The sequence below is a fragment of the Acidaminobacter sp. QWL-03 genome, assembly GCF_058683855.1.
The window spans coordinates 711,596-732,080 of record NZ_CM178752.1 but is presented as its reverse complement, the minus strand read 5'-3'; the positions used below and the strand labels follow the sequence as shown (position 1 = coordinate 732,080).

Below are 20,485 nucleotides of genomic sequence, written 5' to 3'. Positions count from 1 at the left end.
TTCACTCCTGAATTTTTGTTTCCACAAGGCTTAAGTGGATGCCTTCTGAATCAGATCGATCAGTTGATCGATCAATGCTTGCCCTTCCACTTTGACAGGTATCACTTCGGCTTCAAGCTTTTCACTCAAGCCAGCTACAGACCAGTCGTCCAAAAATACTGTTTCCTCCGACTTCAGCATGGCTTCCGGCATCAGCACCCATTTGAGATTTTGTTTCGACTTCAGCGTTTCATAGAGATCCGCTCCGGTCACCAGTCCCGCCACCGTAATGGTGTCGCCAAAAAAGCGATTGACGATGGGATGTATCCTGAGCTCCAAATTGGGCAGACGCTTCATGACGGCTTCTGCCAAGCTGGCCATAAAGTCACCGGCTAAGGTACCGGTCACCAGATCTACCGTGACCATCGGCAAAAACGCATTTGCACTATCTTTGTCAGGCTTTGACGGAAGATGCTCAAGGGCACTTAAGACTTCGGTGCCAAATTTCCGGATTAAACCGACGCCATTTTCGAGTTGCCTGAAGCCCTCGTAAGCTTCATAAGCCGGCACTTCCCGCTTTGCTGTCAGATAGAACTCGTCTGACAGATGAATAAATCTGCTGCCTCGTTGCTCGAGAAATTTGACCTGCCACTGAGTGACCTGATCGATGAGGTCGGATGCCGACTTTTGATCGTAGAGGGTTAATAGCGCAAGGCCTTCCCTGAACTTCGTCATGCCCACCGGCACTGCGGCGACGCTGACCAGGTTGGGACCCATCTTCGAAAGATCGCCCAGTGTTCTGTCGAGCTCTGTACCGTCATTGACGCCGGGAACGAGCACAATCTGCCCATTGACTTCTATTCTGTTGTCGGTCAGCCTTTTTAGCCTGCTCAAAATATCCCCCGCGAACCGATTGTTCAGCATTTGTTGCCGCAGCTCCGGATTGGTTGTGTGGATGGAGACATTTACCGGACTCAGCTGATAGTCTATCATTCTGTCAAGATCCTGGTCTTTGACATTCGTCAGAGTAACATAGTTCCCCTGCAAAAAAGAAAGTCTGGAATCGTCATCCTTGAAATAAAGGGACTGGCGCATGCCTTTTGGCAACTGATCGATAAAGCAGAAGATACAGTTATTATGACAGTGCTTGGCATCATCCAGAATTGGGTTACCGAATTCAATGCCTATCTCTTCATAAAAGTCCTTTTCTATTTCGAGTGCCCAGACCTCGCCATCAGGTTTCATGACTTCAATTTCAATCTCATCATCCCCGGAGTAAAACAAAAAATCCAGGACGTCCCTGATTTCTTTGCCATTAATGCTCAACAAGCGGTCGCCTGCCTCAATTTCAAGTTCCTCAGCAATGGAACCAGCTTCTACTTTGGAAATGATATGTCCACGATCCTTGCTCACTCGATCACCTCATTGTGCTCATTGAGGCACGCAAACGCGGCCATCCTGCCGGTATGGCCGCCATCTCTTCTATTCGAAAAGAATCTGTCGTCACATAGAGTACATAGCGGAGATACTTCTATGGCCTCTGCAGGGATCCCGCAAGATATCAGATTTTCCGCATTGATCCCCTTTAAGTCAATCTTATGCTTGTTGCCAAAAGGCACCAAATGCTCCGGATAAGCCTCAAAGAGGCTGGAAACATCAAAGCCAACTTCATAGCAGCATACGCCAGCAGCCGGCATAACAACGGCACTTAAGGCTTCCGGGCGGCTTCCATATTCCTTGATCATACCCTTGACCAGCGCCTCAGCGGCGCGAAGAGAAGTCCCTTTCCAACCGCTGTGGCAGAGTCCGACAGCTTTATGCTGCGGATCATAAACGAGGATGGGTACACAATCCCCGTAAAAGGTGATCAGCAGCACGCCGGGCTCATTCGTCATCAGAATGTCAGTTTCCGGAAAAACTGAAAAATCAGGCTCAAAGCTCGATTCAGGCGGCTCCTGGCCCAGTACAGCATAACGCGTGCCGTGAACCTGCCTGGTCACTGCTACCTTCCACGGACGAACCGGCAATGCGCGGATCATGGCTCTCATATTTACAATGGCCTTGTCATCAGGTTCGTTCGCCAATATCCCCATATTGTTGCTTTCAAAGATACCTTCGCTGACGCCGCCATGACGCGTTGTCATCCCGGCTATCAGCTCTGGAAATTTTTCCAATGATTGAAACGTTATATTTGACATTTTAAGTCCTCACTGCCCGGGGCGCTTTTTTTCGTTTAAGAGTTTGGTTAATTCGTCTACGAAAGTATTTATATCTTTGAACTGTCTGTAGACTGACGCAAACCGGACATAAGCTACTTCGTCCAACTCTTTCAGTTTGAGCATCACCAGCTCCCCGATAGCTTGTGACGACACTTCCCGATCCAGAGTATTCTGGAGTTTTTTCTCAATCCAATCCACCAAATGTTCAATCTGCTCCATGGACACAGGCCGTTTTTCACACGCCCTGATAATGCCGCCCAGAAGTTTGTTTCGGTTGAAGGATTCCCTGGTCGTGTCTTTTTTGACGACGACAAGCGGTACTTCTTCAATTTTTTCATAGGTTGTAAAGCGGTTCCTGCACTGGGTACATTCACGTCTTCTCCGGATCGACGCGCCCTCATCCGCAGGGCGTGTATCAATGACCTTTGTTTCACTGTCACCACAATATGGACAATTCAAGTACGCTCTCCCCCTACTAACAAAAGACCACCTGAGAACAGGTGGTCCCAGACTGAAGGCTCAATGGTTTTCAGTCGACTCGTTACCTTCTTTTTCTTAAAAACGGTGGAATTTCAAATTCTCCGGATTCATTGCCGCCGGAGCTCTTTACTACGTTCTGAACTGGCACAGCAGCTTCCTGAACCACTGGTGTTTCAACTACCGCAGGTGCTTCTTCCTGGACGACAGCCGGTTCTGCCTTGATTTCCTGAGCTGCCTTTTTAATGACATCTTCAAATCCAGTTGCAATAACCGTTATTCTAATCTCGTCCTTGATAGTTTCATCAATCACCGCGCCAAAGATTATATTCGCATCTTCATCCGCTTCTCTGGCGACAATTTCAGCCGCTTCATTAATTTCCAAAAGTCCCAGGCTAGGACCGCCTGTAATGTTTAAAAGAACGCTCTTTGCGCCATTGATCGTCGTTTCCAGGAGCGGGCTGTGAATCGCCTGTTTGGCAGCCTCAACGGCCCTGTTGTCGCCGCTGGCGCGACCAACGCCCATATGCGCGAGTCCGCGTTCAAACATGATCGTTTTAACGTCGGCGAAATCCAAATTGACAAGGCCAGGAATCGCTATCAAATCCGTGATCCCCTGAACACCTTGTTTAAGTACGTCATCCGCAATTTTAAACGCTTCGACTATGGAAGTCCGCTTATCCACAACCTCGAGGAGTCGGTCATTTGGAATTGTGACCAAGGTATCCACACGTTTTCTGAGCTCATCAATGCCTCGCTCGGCGTGGGTCATGCGGCGCTTGCCTTCAAATGTAAACGGTTTGGTGACTACTCCAACCGTTAAGATTCCCATTTCTTTTGCAATTTCAGCAATGATTGGAGCTGCACCCGTACCAGTGCCGCCGCCCATGCCAGCAGTGATAAAGACCATATCCGCCCCTTGAAGCGCCTGATAGACATCATCACGGCTCTCTTCCGCCGCCTTGCTGCCAATTTCTGGGTTTGCGCCAGCGCCGAGGCCCCTGGTCAGTTTTTCACCAATCTGAATTTTATATTCTGCTCTTGAATTATAGAGTGCTTGCTTATCCGTATTTATGGCTATAAACTGAACACCCTTCAGGCTAGCCTCAATCATACGATTGACAGCATTGCTGCCGCCGCCGCCGACGCCGACGACCTTAATCTGGGCAAATTGTTCCATATCGATATCAAATTCCAACACTATTTAGCCCCCTCGTCTATTCTATGTCATTCATCTTGTGTTTTCGCTAAATATTAATTTAATAATACCACAACATATTGTACATAAGAATATCTTTAATCAAATTTGATACCTTTTTCACGTATTTTTTGTCATTTTCTGCCGATAACTGGTAATGATATCCCTGCGTATGATCGCCAGGTTATTAAACAACCTCACACCGAAGGCAAATACGGCAGCATAATAAATTGGCACGCCTAAATTATCACCTATATAGGCGAGAAACGCTGCGAGTATGGCGTTGGTGAAAAAACCGCTGACAAAGATCACCATGTCAAAGGTTCCATCCCTTGATGTCCGAATGGCACCAAACACGGAGTCGATCGCTGCCAGAATGGCGACAGAAAAATAAATTGCAAAGCTGGTTGTAACTGACAATGGTATCAGGTAACCAATACCGAGTCCGACAATAATTCCAATGACAGCGATGATCATGGTTTGATTTCCTCCAACAGGTTCAAATAAAGGGGATTTTTAAATTCCGTATAGGCTGGAATTTTGACATTGATGCTGGAATTAACCTCAACGTAAAGTCCAATCTGCCGCAGCAATCCGGCATAACCGCTTGGTCCCTCAGCCACTTCTATCAGCCGATCTCTGTTGCCTATGGCAGTTATAACGTAAGGCTGAGCGAAAACCTGGTTATTGATCAGTATGGTAGGACCCGTGCAATAGAGTTCGGTCTTTCCCAGCAGAATTCTTTGGTTATTAATGGCGATGGCTTCAGCACCGGCATTTCTTAAATCGTCGATCAGCGCTCTGATGTCATAGTCGTGTACTATGAGTGTGTTCGGATCCTCACCTTCCTGTAAGTCTCTTTCACCATCTGAGACGATAATTACGACACCGGGGCCAGCCAGCGGCGCATACCCGGAAAAGGCTTTATAAAGTCTGATTTCTTCCATCAGCACCGACTCAAAGGACACATTCGGATCTTGAGCTGCTTCATATTGCTCCGACTTTTGAAGCAATTGATTCTTTAGTGCCACCAAACGCTCAATTTCTGCTTTTTCCTTTTCGATGGTTCTTTGAAGTCCGTCAAGATCTGAAATCTGAACGTATTTAAATCCGAGGTTGGTGACCTTCAGCTGAAGCGCGATCAGAATTCCCAGCGTGATCATCAGCATCATAATTATGGCTTTACTGCGATTCACTTTCACCGGACTTCCCCCATCTGCTTACTGCTGAACAATATTGGCATAGCGAAACTCAACTGCGCCCGCGTATTTCAATATAGTGACTTTCTCCATGCGTTTTACTTCTACGACATATTTCCGGTCCCTGAGCTCAGAAACAATACCCATTCTATTGGTGATGGCATTTTCAAGCGTGACGTTGTTCCCAATCGCCCGGATGACGAGAGGAAGATTCTGGGGGATTTTGTTGACATTGATATTCTCCCCTGCTGCTCTGATTTCAGTGGTGCTGAGCACTCTTTGGTCATTAATGCTTATAGCTTCAGCGCCTGCCGCATTCAGTTCATTGACCATGGATAAGATCAGTTCATAATCATAAACCAGATTGGATTCGTAAGCCGAATCAATGGACCTCTGAGGATTGTCTATCAAAACCTCAATGCCCTGGCCCGCGACATCCACGAGGCCTGATAACGCTTTATACTTGTTGAGGTCTTCATTCAAGTTTTTAATGAGGACACTGCCCCTGGATTCCGTTTCTTCGATTTCTTTCAGCCGGGCATCCAAGGTCTCGACTTCGCTCTGAAGCAAATCCCGCTCATTTTTCAATTTTGTAAGCTCTGTCACAAGCTGTGTGGACTTTTGGATTGGACTTAAGCCCTGGAGTACATTTTTTTGTACTGTTTTAAACTGTATGGCCACAAAAATGCCGAGAACAATACAGATCAAACCAATCATCAGCTGATCTTTTCCGATTTTCACGCGGGTTGACCTCCTATTGATCAAACGGTTTAAATGTTGGAAGGCCTTCCGTACTGACATCAATCAGCCCAGTCGAAGTGCCTTTCTCTTTTAGATTTTCATAAATCACGACAAAATTATTGAACCTGCGCTCAACATTTTCAACTTCGCCAAAACTGCCCTTTATACCATCTTCTGTTTGGATCTGAACACTTCCATCTTCATACTCTATCATATTTGTAAAGGTCAAGTGAGATTTTTTCATCAAAAAAACCAAATCTACGGTGTGGTCTAAAATCGACTGATTCTCCACTTTGATTTTCTCGCCAATTTTGAACTCTTTAAACCTAAATCCTGAGACACCGACCGCTTCAGGCGGTGAATCATCGACGCCAAGGACCCGCAGTGACTCATCCAAAAGGATATAAAATCCGCTGTTGTATATGCTTAAGAAAGGGGTCCTGTAGGTCAGATTCAGCTCTATGCCGGATGGTAAAATCTTACTGACTTCAGCTTTCTCAATAAATGGATGTGTCATCAGCTGTTGTTCGAGGCTGTGTTCAGACATCAGAAACACCAAGTTTTTACCCTTGGCAAGGCCCATTTGCTCAATGAGGATCTCCTCAGTCATGTAGATATTTGGCGTATAAATCAGTGTCTTCAAGCGAAAAAAATCGGTCATGAAGAGGCTGACTGTAAAAAGAGCCATTCCTGCCGCCAAGATCACAACGGCAACTGTAATGGATTTTGAAGGAGAATTCATTGACGCTTCCGTATTCATGGCTCATATCACCTCGCTGACAACACCTGAACGATGTCCTTTACAATGGCCGCGGCCGCGTCCTCATGTTGGATCGCCGCGAATTTAGACTTCATTTTTTCCAATTTTTCCGGATGATTGATCCAATCGTTAATCATACCGACAATTCTAGTGTCACTCAAATGCCGTTCAGGGAGTAAAACGCTGACACCGGCGCGTTCCAGGGATCTTGCGTTGTATTCCTGGTGGTTTTCACTGACATTTGGTGATGGAATTAAAATAGAAGGTGTCGAAACCGCGCAGAGCTCCGCAATAGTAGTTGCCCCTGCCCTGCTGATGACAAGGTCTGCCGCTGCCAAATACTGCGGCAGATCATAAAGATATGGCACTACCTTCAGATGATTGACCAACTTGAACTCATTTTGCTCAAGCAGTTTCATATAGCGTTCATAATGGGCTTTTCCAGTGACATGAATAATCCTGACTCTGGACTGATGTCTGTATTGATTCATTACCAGCATCATGGTCTCGTTCAGTTTTTTTGCACCGCCGCTTCCGCCAAAAGAAAGGACCACAAATTCGTCCTCTATTCCGATCTTTGACCTGCACTCAGCCTTGTCCAGATGTTTAAACTGTTCCCGAACCGGATTTCCAGTCAGGAGCGCTTTCTCAGGATGCTTAAGAGATGAAAGGGTCTCAGAAAAACTGATATAAGTCCTTTTAACTCTCTTTTCAAGCATGCGGATTGTTTTTCCCGGATGGACATTCTGCTCATGGATCGCAGTAAATCTCCCGGAAAGCGCACCAGCTAAAACAACAGGCCCGCTTACATAACCTCCAGTACCGAAAACGAGATCCGGATTGAATTTCTTGATCAGACCGTAAGCATTGAAAAGCGCACCAACTGCCTTATACGTCGTTTCTAAAATATCTCCCGGCGTTTTTTTCTGAAAGCCTTTGACATCGAGGCCTACAAAGCGGAATCCTGCCTTTTCTACAATATCTTTTTCAAGGCCGCGCTTTGACCCAATATAAAGCACCTCAAGGTCGGGATCCGCCTTTTGAAAAGCTTCAATAACCGCCAGTGCTGGATAAATATGGCCACCGGTACCGCCACCGGTAACTGCAATTCGCATATTCAGGACTCCCTTTGCTTCGTTTGAATGGATTTTGACTGTTTTGAAATGTTCAGCATGATCCCCATGGCAATCATAAGCATCAGCAGAAAGTTGCCGCCATAGCTTATGAAAGGCAACTGAAGTCCTGTTACAGGCATGGATGACGTCACAACCGCCACATTGATAATGGTGTGGATAGCGAGCATAGCTGTAATACCAGTCGCGAGAAACATGCCGTACTGATCTGGTGCATTCATGGCAATGCGGATGCATCTATAGATCAGGAACAGAAATAATAAAATTAGAAAGGACGAACCGACAAACCCCAGCTCCTCACCAACCGTAGCAAAAATAAAGTCATTTTGGGGTTCCGGAATATAAAGCTTGTTTAAAGTACTTTGGCCAAGTCCGACACCAAAAAGTCCGCCTGAACCTAAGGCATACAGGGACTGGATGACCTGCCACCCATCGCCAAAAGTATCTTTAAACGGATCAAGAAAGGTCAGGAAGCGTCTGGCACGCCATTCACTGGATAAAATTGCCGCATAGATTCCAACTCCACCGGCTGCGCCAAGGGTCATGAGCTGAAATATATTGACACCTGCAACAAAGGCCATTGCCATGAGAATTCCGCTTATCGTAATGGCATTGCTGAGATTAGGTTGTTTATAAATCAATACGAAATAAGCACCCACTATGATGAGGACTGGTAATAATCCTGATGAAAACTTATGCATTTTTCTCTGGCGATTTTCAAGAAATCCAGCCATATAGAGGATCGCTGCCATTTTTGCGAATTCACTCGGCATAAATGTCAGCGGGCCTATGTCCACCCACCTGACTGCGCCGTTAACTTCTTTACCGAGTGGCGTAAACAGGAGTCCTAAAAAGATAAAGCTGGCAATAAACAAGAAAAACGCAATTTTCCTGTAAAATTTATAATCAATCAAAGAGAAAAATATCATGGCGACAACGCCGGCACCTGCCCAGACCAAATGCTTTTCAAGAAAGAGATACTTGTTTTCCCATTTAGCCATGGCGTAATAAAAGCTTGAGCTGAAGACCATCATGACACCTGTGAATACTAAAAGCATCACCACTACCAGCAAAGCATAATCTATGCCTTGAGTTTCATTTTTCACGACCTTCACCTCAATTCAATGACACAGCGCTTAAAGTGCTCTCCTCGTCTTTCAAAGTTCTCATACATATCCCAACTCGCACACGCCGGCGACAAAAGTACCGCACCGCCTTCAGGCGCGCATGCTTCTGCCAGGACCACGGCCTCATCCATAGTCGCAACACGGGACACGTTTTCAAAGCCAAGCTTTTGCGCGGTCTCTTCAATAAGCGCCGCTGTTTCACCAAGCACAATAAGTTTTATAATACGACCGCCAAAGGCTTCTATCAATTCATCAAACGTACTGCCTTTGTCCATTCCACCTGCGATCAGGACCGTAGGACGCGTCATTGCTTCAACCGCTTTAATGGACGCGTCTGGATTGGTTCCCTTGGAATCGTTGTAATAATAAACGTTATTAACTTCACGAACAAATTCAATGCGATGCTCTACACCTTGAAAAGACTTTAGCACTGTGGCAATTACCTCAGGCCTTAATCCCGCGAAGTAGGCAATTCCGGCTGCCGCCAAAGCATTTTCAAGATTATGGCTGCCGGGGATAAAAATTTCACTTTTGTGAACGATCCTTTCTCTAATACCGTACTTTGCATCCACCAAGATCAAATCACCGGAAACGGAATCACAAAAGACGCCGTCCTCCACCTCCGCTTTTCTGCTGAACAACGTGACTCTGGCGCCGGTTTTCGCCGCACGTTCCTTGAGTGCCAAGGTCTCGGGATTATCAGCGTTTAAAAGAACAACATCCCCTGCCGCAGCATTTTCAAAAATTCTGCACTTGGCGTCAATGTAATTTTCCATGGTTTTATGTCTGTTTAAATGATCCGGTGTCACATTCAGGATAGCTGAGACGGATGGATGAAACGCATGAATGGATTCGAGCTGAAAGCTGCTGACCTCAGTGATCCAGCAGGTCTCATCCGTGGACGTCGACGCAAGCTCGACAACAGACTGACCAATATTTCCGGCTACGATGGCATGTTTACCCGCCGCTTTGAAAATTTCCCCGGTCAACGCCGTGGTAGTAGTTTTTCCGTTTGTGCCGGTGATAGCGAAAAACTTTCCCTCTGCAAGCCTGAAACCGAGTTCGAGTTCACCAATAATTTCAATTCCGGCTGATTTTGCTGCCGTAATATAGGGCAGATCCATGGGTACACCGGGGCTGACGAGGATCAGATCGTAGTTTGTGATTTCTTCAACCTTGGGATGCCCGCCAAAAAGAGTGTTTCTGTAACAGCCTGCCAAAGTAGGCAAAATACTGTCGAAGGCTTCTGCCGATTTCAAATCATTCAAATCAACTGAGTAACCTAACTGATTCAATGCCTTAACTGCCGGAATCCCCGACTTGGCGAGTCCAACGACTAACGCTCTCTTCTCTCCTGTCATTCCATTGCCCCCTTATAGACGCAGCAGCCACAAACTGAGTAAACAGCCTAGCGCGGTCACAGCGTTGAATACAACGACTACTTTAGTCTCATGCCAGCCTGACAACTCAAAATGGTGATGAAGTGGCGCCATTTTAAACAAGCGCTTTTGTCTGAGTTTGTACGACCCCACCTGAAGCACGACACTGACTGTCTCGATGACATAAATCACCCCAAAAATAAGGATCCAGAGCACCGTCCCTGTTGAAAGCGACAATGCGGTTACAGCGCCGCCGAGGGCCAGTGAACCCACATCACCCATAAAAACCTTGGCGGGGTAGCGGTTAAAAAAGAGAAACGCTGTCAACCCGCCCGCCAAAATTGAAGCAAGTTCGCCATTTTCAAAAGCGCCCAAGCGGTAGGAGATCACCGCTAAGGTCAATGACACCAGCGTTGTTACAGAGCCTGCCAATCCATCCAGTCCATCTGTCAGGTTAATACCATTGGAAAGCGCCAGAATCACAAAGGTCACAAACGGATAGTAGAGGATCCCCAGATCCAGCACTTGCCCGGTTCCCGGAAGGAGAATCCCCGTTCCAAAAGCCAAACCGGCATACCAGGCTCCAGCTAAAGCAACAGCGAATTGTCCGACTAATTTTTGCCACGCTCGAAGTCCTAAATTCTTTTTTCGAATAATTTTTAAATAGTCGTCCGCAAAACCGACGACTCCAAGGCCGCCAAACAAGAGTAAAAACAACTTGACTTCCGGTCCAAACCTGCCCCGCATGAGTATGACACCTACGACCGCGGTCATGAAAATCAGACCGCCCATAGTCGGTGTTCCGGATTTTGCCAGATGTGCCTTTGGACCTTCCTCGCGGATGCTCTGACCAAATTTCATTTTTCTCAGCAAAGGGATCAGCGCAAATCCGAGCCCTATTCCAACAGCCAGTGTTAAAGCACCCACCAGCAAATATGTTTGAATCATAAAACGCCTCCACAGTTTCTAAGTTTGCTGATCAATTCTCAAATTTAAGTATCATTCTAAATAGTAGCATTTTTGGACGCCACTGAAATATTAAGCGCCTCAAGTGCTTCTTCCCTGTCATCAAAATGATGTTTGGTTGACCCAATGATTTGGTAAGGTTCATGTCCTTTACCTGCCAGGATCAGAATATCCCCGTGCTCCAACTGGTGAATCGCGGATTGAATCGCAATGCGCCGATCAGTCTCAACAATCACCTTATTCATCAGCGCTTCCGGAATACCCGACAAAATCTCCGTCAAAATTGACTCCGGTGTTTCTGATCTTGGATTATCACTGGTCAGATAAACGGCGTCTGCCAGCGTCGCCGCAAGCCGACCCATGACCGGTCGCTTCATCCGGTCTCTGTCACCACCACAGCCAAATAAGATGTGAAGTTTGCCCCGCGTCATTTCCCTGGCGATCTCAAGAACGTTCCTCAGCGCGTCTGGCGTGTGGGCAAAATCGACGAAAACATCAAAAGGCCACAACCCCTCAATGCGCTCCATTCTGCCCGGTACTGCTTTCAGACTTCCGGAAGAACGAATCACGGCATCAGTTTCAAAGCCAAGCACCGACAAAGTCGCAAAAACTGCCAAAGTATTAAAAACCTGGATTCGTCCGAGCCCAGGAACGCATACCTTTGATTCAGCCTCTGGCATTTTTAGAGTAAATTCAGTACCAAGGGGCGTCCAAGAAATCCCCTCCGCTCTAAAATCACATTCCCCGGACAAACCATAGGTGACCACCGGCTTCCCAGACGCGCGCAGGCGCTCGACCAGGCGCTTTCCATAAGCGTCCTCCCAGTTGACGACCGAAGTGCCCTGATTCATTTCAAAGAGCCTCAGCTTCGCCTGAAAATATGACTCCATATCTCCATGAAAGTCCAGATGATCTTCCGTCAAATTCGTGAATACAGCGCATTTAAACTGTGTGTGGTCTACACGCCCTAATTCAAGTCCATGTGACGACACTTCCATAATCAGATGCGACACGCCGGCATCCACAGCAGCACGAAACAACCTCTGGAGCGCCACCGGCTCGAGTGTGGTGTTCTGTGTTTCAAAAGTCAGATCCCCAATGCGGTTGCCGATGGTTCCAAATACTCCCACCCGCTTCCCTTGACTCTCCAGAGCATCCGCAAGCATTTGAGCCACCGAAGTTTTGCCATTCGTGCCAGTAATGCCAACCACAGTCATAGCTTCAGAGGGATTTTCATAGAAGCGCGAACCCAGGCGTGCAAGACTGCGGCTCAGGTCATGAACGTGTACAACACATTGAAAAACTGACGATTCGAGGTCAATGTTCAGCCCTTCTTTGGGTTTTTCAACTAAAGCTGCAATTGCCCCTTGGCTTGCTGCCTGGCTCAAATAACGATGGCCATCTGTGGTGCTGCCTTCCAGTGCAATAAACAGGTCTCCCGAGCCTATACTTCTTGAGTCCGTTTGTATACCCGTTATTTCAACGTCCAGGTGTCCTTTAAGACACTCGTAAGATAGTCCCTCCAGCAAATATTCCAAATTCAAGCGGCATCCACCTCTGTCCTGAAAATTGATAAAACAAAAAGGCAATTTAGTATACAACAAATTGCCTTCTTATTATAGCATTTTTAAAACTATTTTTTAATGCGTCGTATCAAAAGACAAGATTACAATTGAGTGTTGACGAATTTTTTCTCCCGCGGCGGGATACTGCATTTGCACGATCGCTTCGGGGTCGTCAAGATCAATCGGCACAGTATTGAGCAACAATTCAGATGCGTCGAGAATGGCTTGCGACTGCTTGAATGTCTTTCCGGTCAACTCCGGGACTGTGACCATTTTAGCAGCATCGAGGATTTCAGGCTCCACTTTCATGTATCTCAAAGTATCCAGCAATATGTTATGCGCGATAGGCGCCGCAACGACACTGCCAAAGTTGATATCTTTTGGTTCGTCAACAATCACCAGAACCACGACTTTGGGATCATCAACCGGTGCGAATCCAACAAACGAAGCATAAGCTAGGTCCTTGGAGTAACGGCCGTCGACCAGTTTCTCTGTCGTACCCGTTTTGCCACCCACGCCAATACCCGGAATGTAAGCTTTCTTTCCTGATCCTTTTAGGACGACAGATTCCATCATTTTACGCATCTCATCTGAAGTATCTTTTGAAATCACTTGACGCCTGACTTTAGGCTCAAATGATTCCACGACATTTCCCTCATCATCAGACAAGGATTTGACGATCAAAGGCTGCATCAAATTGCCGCCATTGACAATCGCAGAAACTGCCGTTGCCACTTGTATAGGCGTCGTTGATACGCCATGGCCAAAAGACATGGTGGCAAGTTCGACGGGACCAATCCTCTCCTCTGCCTGAACGAGCGCATTGCCTTCAGCAGGCAGGAGGATCCCAGTTTTTTCTGTGAATCCAAAATCCTCAACATAATTAAAAAAGGTTTCGGTTCCAAGCCTTTGCCCAATTTCAATAAACACAGGATTGCATGAGTTTTCAAGACCCTGGGTCAGCGTCTGAAGTCCGTGAGGGTTATTGCTTCTCCAGCAGTTGAGTCTGACGCCATTGACAATTATATAGCCTTTGTCGTTGAAAGTAGAATTCACACTCACCTTGTTTTCTTCCAAACCAGCAGCAGCCGTCAGTAATTTAAAGGTGGAACCCGGTTCGTAAGTATCGCTGACGATTGGGTTTCGCCAGATCTGATTCCACGCCTGAAACATAGCGTCATTGTCCATTGCGGCAATTTCTTCCTCAGTGAAAAAGGCGGTGAGCTCCCGAGGGGTGTTGGGATCGTAATCCGGCTTTGTTGTCATAGCCAGAACCTCACCTGTCATAGGATCCATGACAACCGCCATAATGCGCTTCGCGCCAAAGTCTTTCAGACCCCCATCCACTGCTTTCTCAGTGAAATGTTGAATGACTTCGTCCAGTGTCAGAACTACATTGTAGCCATCCTCCGGTTCGTAGACTTTTTCATCCCCCACCGGGAGCGTTCTGCCTGCTGCGTCAGTGTGGGAGACAATCTTACCGTCAAGACCTGACAGCGCTTCGTCCAACATTTGCTCTATACCGGACAGGCCCTCTCCATCCTCAGTCGAATGACCAATGATATGAGCGGCGAAGTTGCCATAGGGATAGACCCGCTTGCTCGACTCCGTCACCCAAACACCTTTGAGGCCTTTGTTGCGCACCAAATCCGCTTTGGACTTGGTCAATCCCTTCGCAACGCGTACCAAAGTGCTGTCGGGATTGCTTATTTTTTCAGAAATACTGGCCGCTGGCTCATCCAGGATTGTCGACAAAGCTTCACCGTGTGCTGCCGGATCATCGACATCCGCCGGCCTTGCCCACACCGTAAAGGTGCTCATGGAGAAAGCCAGTTTCATCCCATTGCGATCCAAAATGTCCCCGCGAAGTGCTGGAAGCGGAATGTCCCGGATTTGATGGCTGAGCGCTTTTGTGAGATAGAATTCATTATTAATGACTTGTATGTACGCCAATCTTCCAATCAGCGCGAATAAAATAAGGCTGACTATAAGATAGGCAGCCCATAAACGAAGTCGATGCATCTTATTTGGTTTCGTCATAGAAGCCTTCCTTCCACAGGTCAACAAGGTGCCATAGCCCTAGGGATGTACTGACTGCGAGATTTATCGCAGTCCAGTGGAGGTCAGTTCATGGTACCTGTTGTATTTCCATCCTCTACAACATAATCACTTTTGGCATCGCTGTCAAGGGAGTATTTCCAGTTAGATGTCAAATAAACTATTTGTTCCGGTTGCGGATACTGCATTTTAAGTTCTTGTACCGCAACCCTCTCAACGTTTTCCAGCGACACTGTACTATCCATGGAGGCTCTGATTTCTTCAATTTCCTGGTTGATCTGCTTGATCTCAGACTGCATGGCATGAATGTCGTATTTAGCTTCATAAACATCTGCATATCGGATGACGATCACCGAGAGCATAATAAAGAGCAGAGCTGAAAAAGAAATGATTCTCAAAGACATGGACAGCCTTCTGCGCTGCTTTTTTCTCGAAGCTTTTTCTTCGTGTCGGTCAGCAGCCTCTTCCACATTTTTTCTCAATATGTAAGCGCGATAATCATCATAATTTTGAAAGTCTGTCATAGTTCTTGCTGCTGACATGGTTATGACCCCCTGCACCTTACAATTTTTCTGCTACTCTAAGTTTTGCACTTCTCGCTCTAGGATTATATTCAAGCTCTTCATCAGAAGGGAGAATGGGCTTTCTTGTTATGGTTTTGACAATAGCTTTTCGATTGCAGACACAGACAGGAAATTCAGGCGGGCATATACACGCTGTTGATAAATCCTTAAACGTCTGCTTGACAATGCGATCCTCAAGAGAATGAAAGGTTATAATCGCTATCCTGCCACCCGGTTTCAAGGTCTCCACACCGTCTCTGATGGTCTTTTCAATAATGCCCAGCTCATCATTGACTTCGATGCGAATTGCCTGAAAAGTTCTCTTTGCAGGATGAGGACCATCTTGCCTGGCTTTGGAGGGTATTGCCGCCTTTATGATGGAGACCAGCTCAGAAGTCTTTTTAATTGGCGCCTGTCTCCTGGCTTCAACAATAAATTTTGCAATTCTTGAAGCCCATTTCTCTTCACCATAATCCCTAATGATTTCGTAAAGAGACTTCTCAGAATAGGTATTGATGACCTCTTCTGCTGTCAACGACTGGGATTGATCCATCCGCATATCGAGGAGACCTTCATTCATATAAGAAAATCCACGCTCTGCTTCATCCAGTTGATAGGAGGAAACGCCAAGGTCAATCAAAATGCCGTCAACACCTGGCCATCCAAGATCTTCTATCACACTCTTTATATGAACAAAATTGCTGTGAACAGGATAGAAGTGATTTCCAAAACGCTCTAATCTCGACGATGCTGCAGATAACGCATCACGATCCTGATCGATACCTGCCAGTCTGCCTTCCGGCAATTTATCCAGGATGGCTTCTGAGTGACCGCCGCCGCCGAGTGTACAGTCTACGTAGTCCCCGTTCTCCCGGATCTCAAGTGCGTCAATGCAAGCTTCCAACAGTACGCTGACATGTTCAAACGCCACGGTCATACCTCCTTGTCCTGTTATATTCCAAGTTCAGCCATATGTTCTGCGATTTCATCATAATCGATATTTTCAGGATCAATGTAACCGTTCCAGCCGTCCTGGCTCCAGATCTCAATACGAGTCCCTGTGCCTATGATTACAGCTTCACGTTCAATAGCTGCATGTTCCCGCAGCGTTTGTGGAATCAGTATGCGGCCTTGTTTATCCAGCTCGCATTCAGAAGCGCCTGAGAAAAACAGTCTGACGAACGCCCTTGCGTTCTTATTCGTCATAGGAAGCGCTTTTAATTTTTCTTCAAAAAGCTTCCACTCTTCTTCAGGAAACACAAAGAGGCAGTTATCCAGACCTTTTGTGATGTAAAACAGATCACCTAAAGAGTCTCTGAATTTTGACGGGATACTGACGCGGCCTTTAGCATCCAACGCATGTGTAAATTCACCGATAAACATGGCCCCGCCCCCTTATCCATAAGACTTCAGGTTCAACTATTGCACTTTATACCACTTTGACCCACTTTTACCCACTTATTGATTTCATTTTACATTATTTACATCAATATATCTACTGCTTTCACACAAAATTTTGAAAATAATGCATAATTATTTTCATTGAAATATTCAGTAGAAAACGAAGGCTGAAATAGGTGATCAAGAAGTAATTTAAGCTGTCAAAAACCCGCAATCAACTATTAAGACAACAAAAAAAGCGCTCATAAGAGCGCCTTAAAATTGACAAAACTTCATTAATACACAGTCTTAAATTCGACCAAAGAGCTACACGCTTCCAATTTAGTGTGTATGAAAATCCAATGCATTAAGGCTTCTTGCGATTTGACCTCCATTGCCAGGCAGCTATACCAACAGCAATCATAATCAAGCTTGTCACTTGAGCTGTTCTGAATGGACCGACCATCAAGCTGTCCGTTCGAAGCCCCTCAATCCAAAAACGCCCAACTGAATAAATGATCAAGTACAGAAACATCAGCGCTCCGTCAAATGGCTTTCGCTTTTTGAGTGTCATCAGAAATGCAAAGAGCGCGAGGTTCCATAATGATTCATATAGAAACGTAGGATGAACCTTAACCCCATCAATCATAATTCCCCAGGGCAAGTCTGTTGGGCCGCCGTGGGCTTCCTGGTTAGCGAAGTTTCCCCATCTGCCGATAGCCTGACCAAGTGCCAGGACAGGTGCTATGATATCAGCCATTATAAAAAAGTCCAGGCGTCTCCAGTGGGTAACAAAATATCCGGCAATAATACCAAATACCACACCGCCGTGTATAGCCAGACCGCCGCCTCTCAGGTTGATAATTTCTGATGGATCTGAAAGATAATAAGATAAATTAAACGCTACATACCAAAGTCTTGCTCCAACAATGGCACTCACCAAAACCACCAAAATCAAATCCAACAGATGATCTTCTGAATACCCGAGTTTCTTGCCCTCACGAATGGTATAGACAGATCCTATCAACATGGCAGCGGCTATCAAAATGCCATACCAACGTATGCCTATGCCAAAAATTTCAAATGCAACTGGATTCACTATGATTTCTCTCCTCTTGGTTTGATAATCGAGATGACTTCATCCGGATTTGAAAATATGCTTTTAAAGGTTTCAAAAGCCTCATCCACTTGGATCTCATGAATGGTTTTAAGATAATCGAACAGATGATGTCCCTTCATGTAATAATGCATGAAAGCACTGGACAAATATTGCAGAGAGTTTGAAGCACTGATAAACTTCCCGGTCATTTTTCTGCGGATGCGCTCAAACGCATCATGGTCGGGACCTTCCTCAAGAATCCTCGCAATTTCAGCGCGAAACGCTTCAATAGCTTCTTCGAATCGCTGGGATTCACCACCGAAAATAGTGTAAGTATAAGCCTGACCCTGTGTAAAATCTATGGACAAAGTCGGATTAAATATTCCGCTGTCATACATCTTATTGTAAAAAATAGAGCCGCGCCCGAATTGTGCATCCAGAAGCACTTTGATTTCCATTGTATGTTTGAGTGTTTCCTGAGCGCCATAAGGAAACGGCGGATGCTTGTAAGCCATTTCAAAGAGTGGTGCAGGGACTGACATTTCCATTTCAACCCGTTCATTATTACAGCCGGCAGGTTCTTTTGGCATTACCAGTTCAAATTGGCTCTTGCGTTGTTTGAAAGCATCATCTAAACTTCGCTCCACAATTTCCAACACGTGATCCGGATTAAGATCCCCCGCTGCAAAGAGGACCATGTTTTCAGGCACATAAAAAGTGCTGTAAGCCAGCTCAAGCGCCTCTTTCGTTGTTGCAGAGACAGACTCAGGCGTGCCTGCAATATCTTCCCTGACTGGGTGTTCCAAATATAGATTCTTCAATAGATTAACCAAGGTTCTGAAGCCTGGATCATCTTCATACGAGGCAATTTCCTGGAGGATGATTCCTTTCTCTTTCTCGACATTTTCGTCCGTCAGATGAGTTCTTTGAACAAATTCGAGAAGCTTTTCGAGACTGGGCTCGAAATTGTCGCTGGTGGAAAAATGATAGACGGTAGAAGTATAGTTTGTGTAAGCATTGACGGAAGCACCAAGCTCCGAGAATGCGTCAAAGACGTTCTTCTCTTTATCTTCAAAGATCTTGTGTTCAAGAAAGTGTGCCGCCCCAAGCGGGAATGTGACGCGCTTACCCTCAAGGATAATGTCATTGAAGAATGCGCCATAACGTGTGCCAAAGTAAGCAAACTTTTTTGCGAATCCGGGTTTAACGAGCAAATAGACTTCCAGTCCGCAATCCATTTTGTGTCTTAGAATGGTTTCATTTAAAAGTGGGTCTGAATAACTTGTCCAATTGCTCATTGGTCTTCCTCCCCTGTCAGCATATACCACGTGTCCTTGACAAAGGTTCTACCTGCTTCGGTCATCTGCTCAGCGCTGACCTGATTGACTTTGTCGATAATTCTTTCAATATCCAGTTCCTCATGCGACAGAAGTTGGGAAAACAAAAAATTACTATAGCTGTTTGGAAAGTCCGTAATGGATCTAAGGCCTGAGACAATGGATTTTTTCGCTATCTCAAGTTCCTCTTGATTGACACGGCCTTCAATCAGATCCCGAAAGATTTCATCTGTCAGTTCTGTGACTCTTGTCCCAGACGTCTTGTCAATCCCCGCCATAACCATGAGCATGCCCTTGAACCTGTCAAATTTTGACTGGATGTAATAGCAAAGGCTCTCTTTTTCTCTGACCCGGTTAAACAAACGGCTGCTCGGAGTGCCACCCAAGACAGTGCTGAACAACATAGCTGGATAATAGAGCGGATGGTCGCCGCTTATGGGAGAACGGTAGCCAATAACCAGTTTTGCTTGATTGACATCAGTTCGTTCAACAATCTCTTTCACTTTTCCAGGTTCTGAACTCCAAGGAGAGGTAACTTCCAATGATGTTCTTGCGCCAGAAAAAGCAAACGCCGCCCTGCATTCTGTCAAGGCCTGTTCAAATTCGAAATCGCCGAATACAACTATGTCAACTTCCGCTTCCTCGAGTACTTTTAAATAATGATCGTAGAGTTTAACCGCATCCATACCTTCAAGATACGAAATATCCCCATACGTATAAGCACTATACGGCTCGTCCGGACACATATGTTCCACCATTCGGTCCATGGCGTAAGTGGCTTTGTCGTTAGTTCGACTTTCAATTTCCTGTTTCAGATTTTCTATTTCCTGGTCGACATAGGCTTTTATGAAAGCGCCCTCTTCCAAGGCAGGCTCGAAAATTACCTCTTTCAAGATGCCAATGGCTTCTGTTAACGAATTCATGTCCAGAATCCAGGAACTCCTGGGCAATTGAGTCTTAAACTGCAGTACATGCAGCTCTCCAATTTTAGTGACATCAGAGTAAAGCATTGCGCCGTATAGATTATCAAGATGCGCATTAAAGGACTGCGAGGTTGGATACCGTTCAGTCCCGCGTTCCATAACCCGTGCCAGCAGAGTATTGTAAGTCGCCTCTGCCTTGCCCAGCGGACGTTTCAAATAGACGCTCACCAAGTCAGTTTTGAATTTGCCTGACCTGATCAGTACCAGCCTGACGCCTGGTGCCAATTGAATGTATTTAACCTCTTCTATCATGCAATCACCTGTGTTATGACATTGTAGTTGTATCTATTATACCTTTTTTTAAAAAAAACAGCAGGTTTCC

20 protein-coding genes are annotated in these 20,485 nt (G+C 46.0%); all 20 read right to left on the bottom strand.

The window, feature by feature from the left end:
• Positions 1 to 30 precede the first annotated feature (30 nt).
• Complete coding sequence (locus AC4PHM_RS03245) at positions 31 to 1,392, bottom strand: DUF512 domain-containing protein (RefSeq protein WP_492019457.1); 1,362 nt, start codon at positions 1,390 to 1,392, stop codon at positions 31 to 33.
• A complete protein-coding gene (locus AC4PHM_RS03240) occupies positions 1,389 to 2,177 on the bottom strand; it encodes a purine nucleoside phosphorylase YfiH/LACC1 family protein (RefSeq protein ID WP_492019456.1) in 789 nt (262 codons plus the stop codon). The genes AC4PHM_RS03245 and AC4PHM_RS03240 overlap by 4 nt, the downstream gene beginning before the upstream one ends.
• A gap of 9 nt (positions 2,178 to 2,186) precedes the next feature.
• Positions 2,187 to 2,657, bottom strand: coding sequence for a transcriptional regulator NrdR (nrdR, locus tag AC4PHM_RS03235; protein WP_291402953.1), 471 nt, complete (start codon positions 2,655 to 2,657; stop codon positions 2,187 to 2,189).
• An 82-nt stretch (positions 2,658 to 2,739) separates the two neighbouring features.
• The gene (gene ftsZ, locus AC4PHM_RS03230) at positions 2,740 to 3,876 is read right to left on the bottom strand and encodes a cell division protein FtsZ (RefSeq protein WP_492019455.1); all 1,137 of its coding nucleotides are present in this window, start codon (positions 3,874 to 3,876) and stop codon (positions 2,740 to 2,742) included.
• Positions 3,877 to 3,993: 117 nt separating this feature from the next.
• On the bottom strand, positions 3,994 to 4,350 hold the full coding sequence (locus AC4PHM_RS03225; RefSeq protein WP_291402950.1) for a small basic family protein: 357 nt from the start codon (positions 4,348 to 4,350) through the stop codon (positions 3,994 to 3,996).
• Positions 4,347 to 5,075 carry a DUF881 domain-containing protein gene (locus tag AC4PHM_RS03220; RefSeq protein ID WP_492019454.1) on the bottom strand — a complete coding sequence of 243 codons (729 nt, stop codon included), beginning with the start codon at positions 5,073 to 5,075 and terminating at the stop codon, positions 4,347 to 4,349. Before AC4PHM_RS03220 ends, AC4PHM_RS03225 begins: the two co-directional genes overlap by 4 nt.
• A gap of 18 nt (positions 5,076 to 5,093) precedes the next feature.
• Positions 5,094 to 5,813, bottom strand: a complete 720-nt coding sequence (locus AC4PHM_RS03215) for a DUF881 domain-containing protein (RefSeq protein ID WP_492019453.1) — start codon at positions 5,811 to 5,813, stop codon at positions 5,094 to 5,096.
• Positions 5,814 to 5,826: 13 nt separating this feature from the next.
• Complete coding sequence (locus AC4PHM_RS03210; protein ID WP_492019452.1) at positions 5,827 to 6,573, bottom strand: cell division protein FtsQ/DivIB; 747 nt, start codon at positions 6,571 to 6,573, stop codon at positions 5,827 to 5,829.
• 8 nt (positions 6,574 to 6,581) lie between these two features.
• Positions 6,582 to 7,688 (bottom strand): undecaprenyldiphospho-muramoylpentapeptide beta-N-acetylglucosaminyltransferase, encoded by a 1,107-nt coding sequence (murG, locus tag AC4PHM_RS03205; protein WP_492019451.1) that lies wholly within the window; start codon positions 7,686 to 7,688, stop codon positions 6,582 to 6,584.
• A gap of 2 nt (positions 7,689 to 7,690) precedes the next feature.
• Entirely contained in the window at positions 7,691 to 8,812 is a 1,122-nt protein-coding gene (gene ftsW / locus AC4PHM_RS03200; protein ID WP_492019450.1) for a putative lipid II flippase FtsW, read from the bottom strand.
• 5 nt (positions 8,813 to 8,817) lie between these two features.
• Positions 8,818 to 10,194: a UDP-N-acetylmuramoyl-L-alanine--D-glutamate ligase gene (gene murD / locus AC4PHM_RS03195; RefSeq protein ID WP_492019449.1), complete on the bottom strand. Its 1,377-nt coding sequence runs from the start codon at positions 10,192 to 10,194 to the stop codon at positions 8,818 to 8,820.
• A 12-nt stretch (positions 10,195 to 10,206) separates the two neighbouring features.
• Complete coding sequence (mraY, locus tag AC4PHM_RS03190) at positions 10,207 to 11,160, bottom strand: phospho-N-acetylmuramoyl-pentapeptide-transferase (RefSeq protein WP_492019448.1); 954 nt, start codon at positions 11,158 to 11,160, stop codon at positions 10,207 to 10,209.
• Positions 11,161 to 11,216: 56 nt separating this feature from the next.
• Positions 11,217 to 12,722 (bottom strand): UDP-N-acetylmuramoyl-L-alanyl-D-glutamate--2,6-diaminopimelate ligase, encoded by a 1,506-nt coding sequence (locus AC4PHM_RS03185; RefSeq protein ID WP_492019447.1) that lies wholly within the window; start codon positions 12,720 to 12,722, stop codon positions 11,217 to 11,219.
• 96 nt (positions 12,723 to 12,818) lie between these two features.
• Entirely contained in the window at positions 12,819 to 14,783 is a 1,965-nt protein-coding gene (locus tag AC4PHM_RS03180) for a penicillin-binding transpeptidase domain-containing protein (RefSeq protein WP_492019446.1), read from the bottom strand.
• Positions 14,784 to 14,866: 83 nt separating this feature from the next.
• On the bottom strand, positions 14,867 to 15,343 hold the full coding sequence (locus AC4PHM_RS03175) for a hypothetical protein (RefSeq protein WP_492019445.1): 477 nt from the start codon (positions 15,341 to 15,343) through the stop codon (positions 14,867 to 14,869).
• A gap of 19 nt (positions 15,344 to 15,362) precedes the next feature.
• The gene (rsmH, locus tag AC4PHM_RS03170; RefSeq protein ID WP_492019444.1) at positions 15,363 to 16,295 is read right to left on the bottom strand and encodes a 16S rRNA (cytosine(1402)-N(4))-methyltransferase RsmH; all 933 of its coding nucleotides are present in this window, start codon (positions 16,293 to 16,295) and stop codon (positions 15,363 to 15,365) included.
• 20 nt (positions 16,296 to 16,315) lie between these two features.
• The gene (gene mraZ, locus AC4PHM_RS03165; RefSeq protein ID WP_492019443.1) at positions 16,316 to 16,747 is read right to left on the bottom strand and encodes a division/cell wall cluster transcriptional repressor MraZ; all 432 of its coding nucleotides are present in this window, start codon (positions 16,745 to 16,747) and stop codon (positions 16,316 to 16,318) included.
• Between the two features lie 364 nt (positions 16,748 to 17,111).
• Positions 17,112 to 17,843, bottom strand: coding sequence for a prolipoprotein diacylglyceryl transferase (lgt, locus tag AC4PHM_RS03160; RefSeq protein ID WP_492019442.1), 732 nt, complete (start codon positions 17,841 to 17,843; stop codon positions 17,112 to 17,114).
• Complete coding sequence (yfmH, locus tag AC4PHM_RS03155) at positions 17,843 to 19,141, bottom strand: EF-P 5-aminopentanol modification-associated protein YfmH (RefSeq protein WP_492019441.1); 1,299 nt, start codon at positions 19,139 to 19,141, stop codon at positions 17,843 to 17,845. Before yfmH ends, lgt begins: the two co-directional genes overlap by 1 nt.
• Positions 19,138 to 20,415, bottom strand: coding sequence for an EF-P 5-aminopentanol modification-associated protein YfmF (yfmF, locus tag AC4PHM_RS03150; protein WP_492019440.1), 1,278 nt, complete (start codon positions 20,413 to 20,415; stop codon positions 19,138 to 19,140). The genes yfmH and yfmF overlap by 4 nt, the downstream gene beginning before the upstream one ends.
• Between the last annotated feature and the right edge of the window lie 70 nt (positions 20,416 to 20,485).

Bases quoted from the DNA above. Each gene is read 5' to 3' on its own strand.
- yfmH (WP_492019441.1), bottom strand. From the start codon at position 19,141: ATGAGCAATTGGACAAGTTATTCAGACCCACTTTTAAATGAAACCATT.
- AC4PHM_RS03210 (WP_492019452.1), bottom strand. From the start codon at position 6,573: ATGAATACGGAAGCGTCAATGAATTCTCCTTCAAAATCCATTACAGTT.
- murD (WP_492019449.1), bottom strand. From the start codon at position 10,194: ATGACAGGAGAGAAGAGAGCGTTAGTCGTTGGACTCGCCAAGTCGGGG.
- AC4PHM_RS03225 (WP_291402950.1), bottom strand. From the start codon at position 4,350: ATGATCATCGCTGTCATTGGAATTATTGTCGGACTCGGTATTGGTTAC.
- mraY (WP_492019448.1), bottom strand. From the start codon at position 11,160: ATGATTCAAACATATTTGCTGGTGGGTGCTTTAACACTGGCTGTTGGA.
- AC4PHM_RS03175 (WP_492019445.1), bottom strand. From the start codon at position 15,343: ATGTCAGCAGCAAGAACTATGACAGACTTTCAAAATTATGATGATTAT.
- mraZ (WP_492019443.1), bottom strand. From the start codon at position 16,747: ATGTTTATCGGTGAATTTACACATGCGTTGGATGCTAAAGGCCGCGTC.
- AC4PHM_RS03240 (WP_492019456.1), bottom strand. From the start codon at position 2,177: ATGTCAAATATAACGTTTCAATCATTGGAAAAATTTCCAGAGCTGATA.
- AC4PHM_RS03180 (WP_492019446.1), bottom strand. From the start codon at position 14,783: ATGACGAAACCAAATAAGATGCATCGACTTCGTTTATGGGCTGCCTAT.
- yfmF (WP_492019440.1), bottom strand. From the start codon at position 20,415: ATGATAGAAGAGGTTAAATACATTCAATTGGCACCAGGCGTCAGGCTG.
- murG (WP_492019451.1), bottom strand. From the start codon at position 7,688: ATGCGAATTGCAGTTACCGGTGGCGGTACCGGTGGCCATATTTATCCA.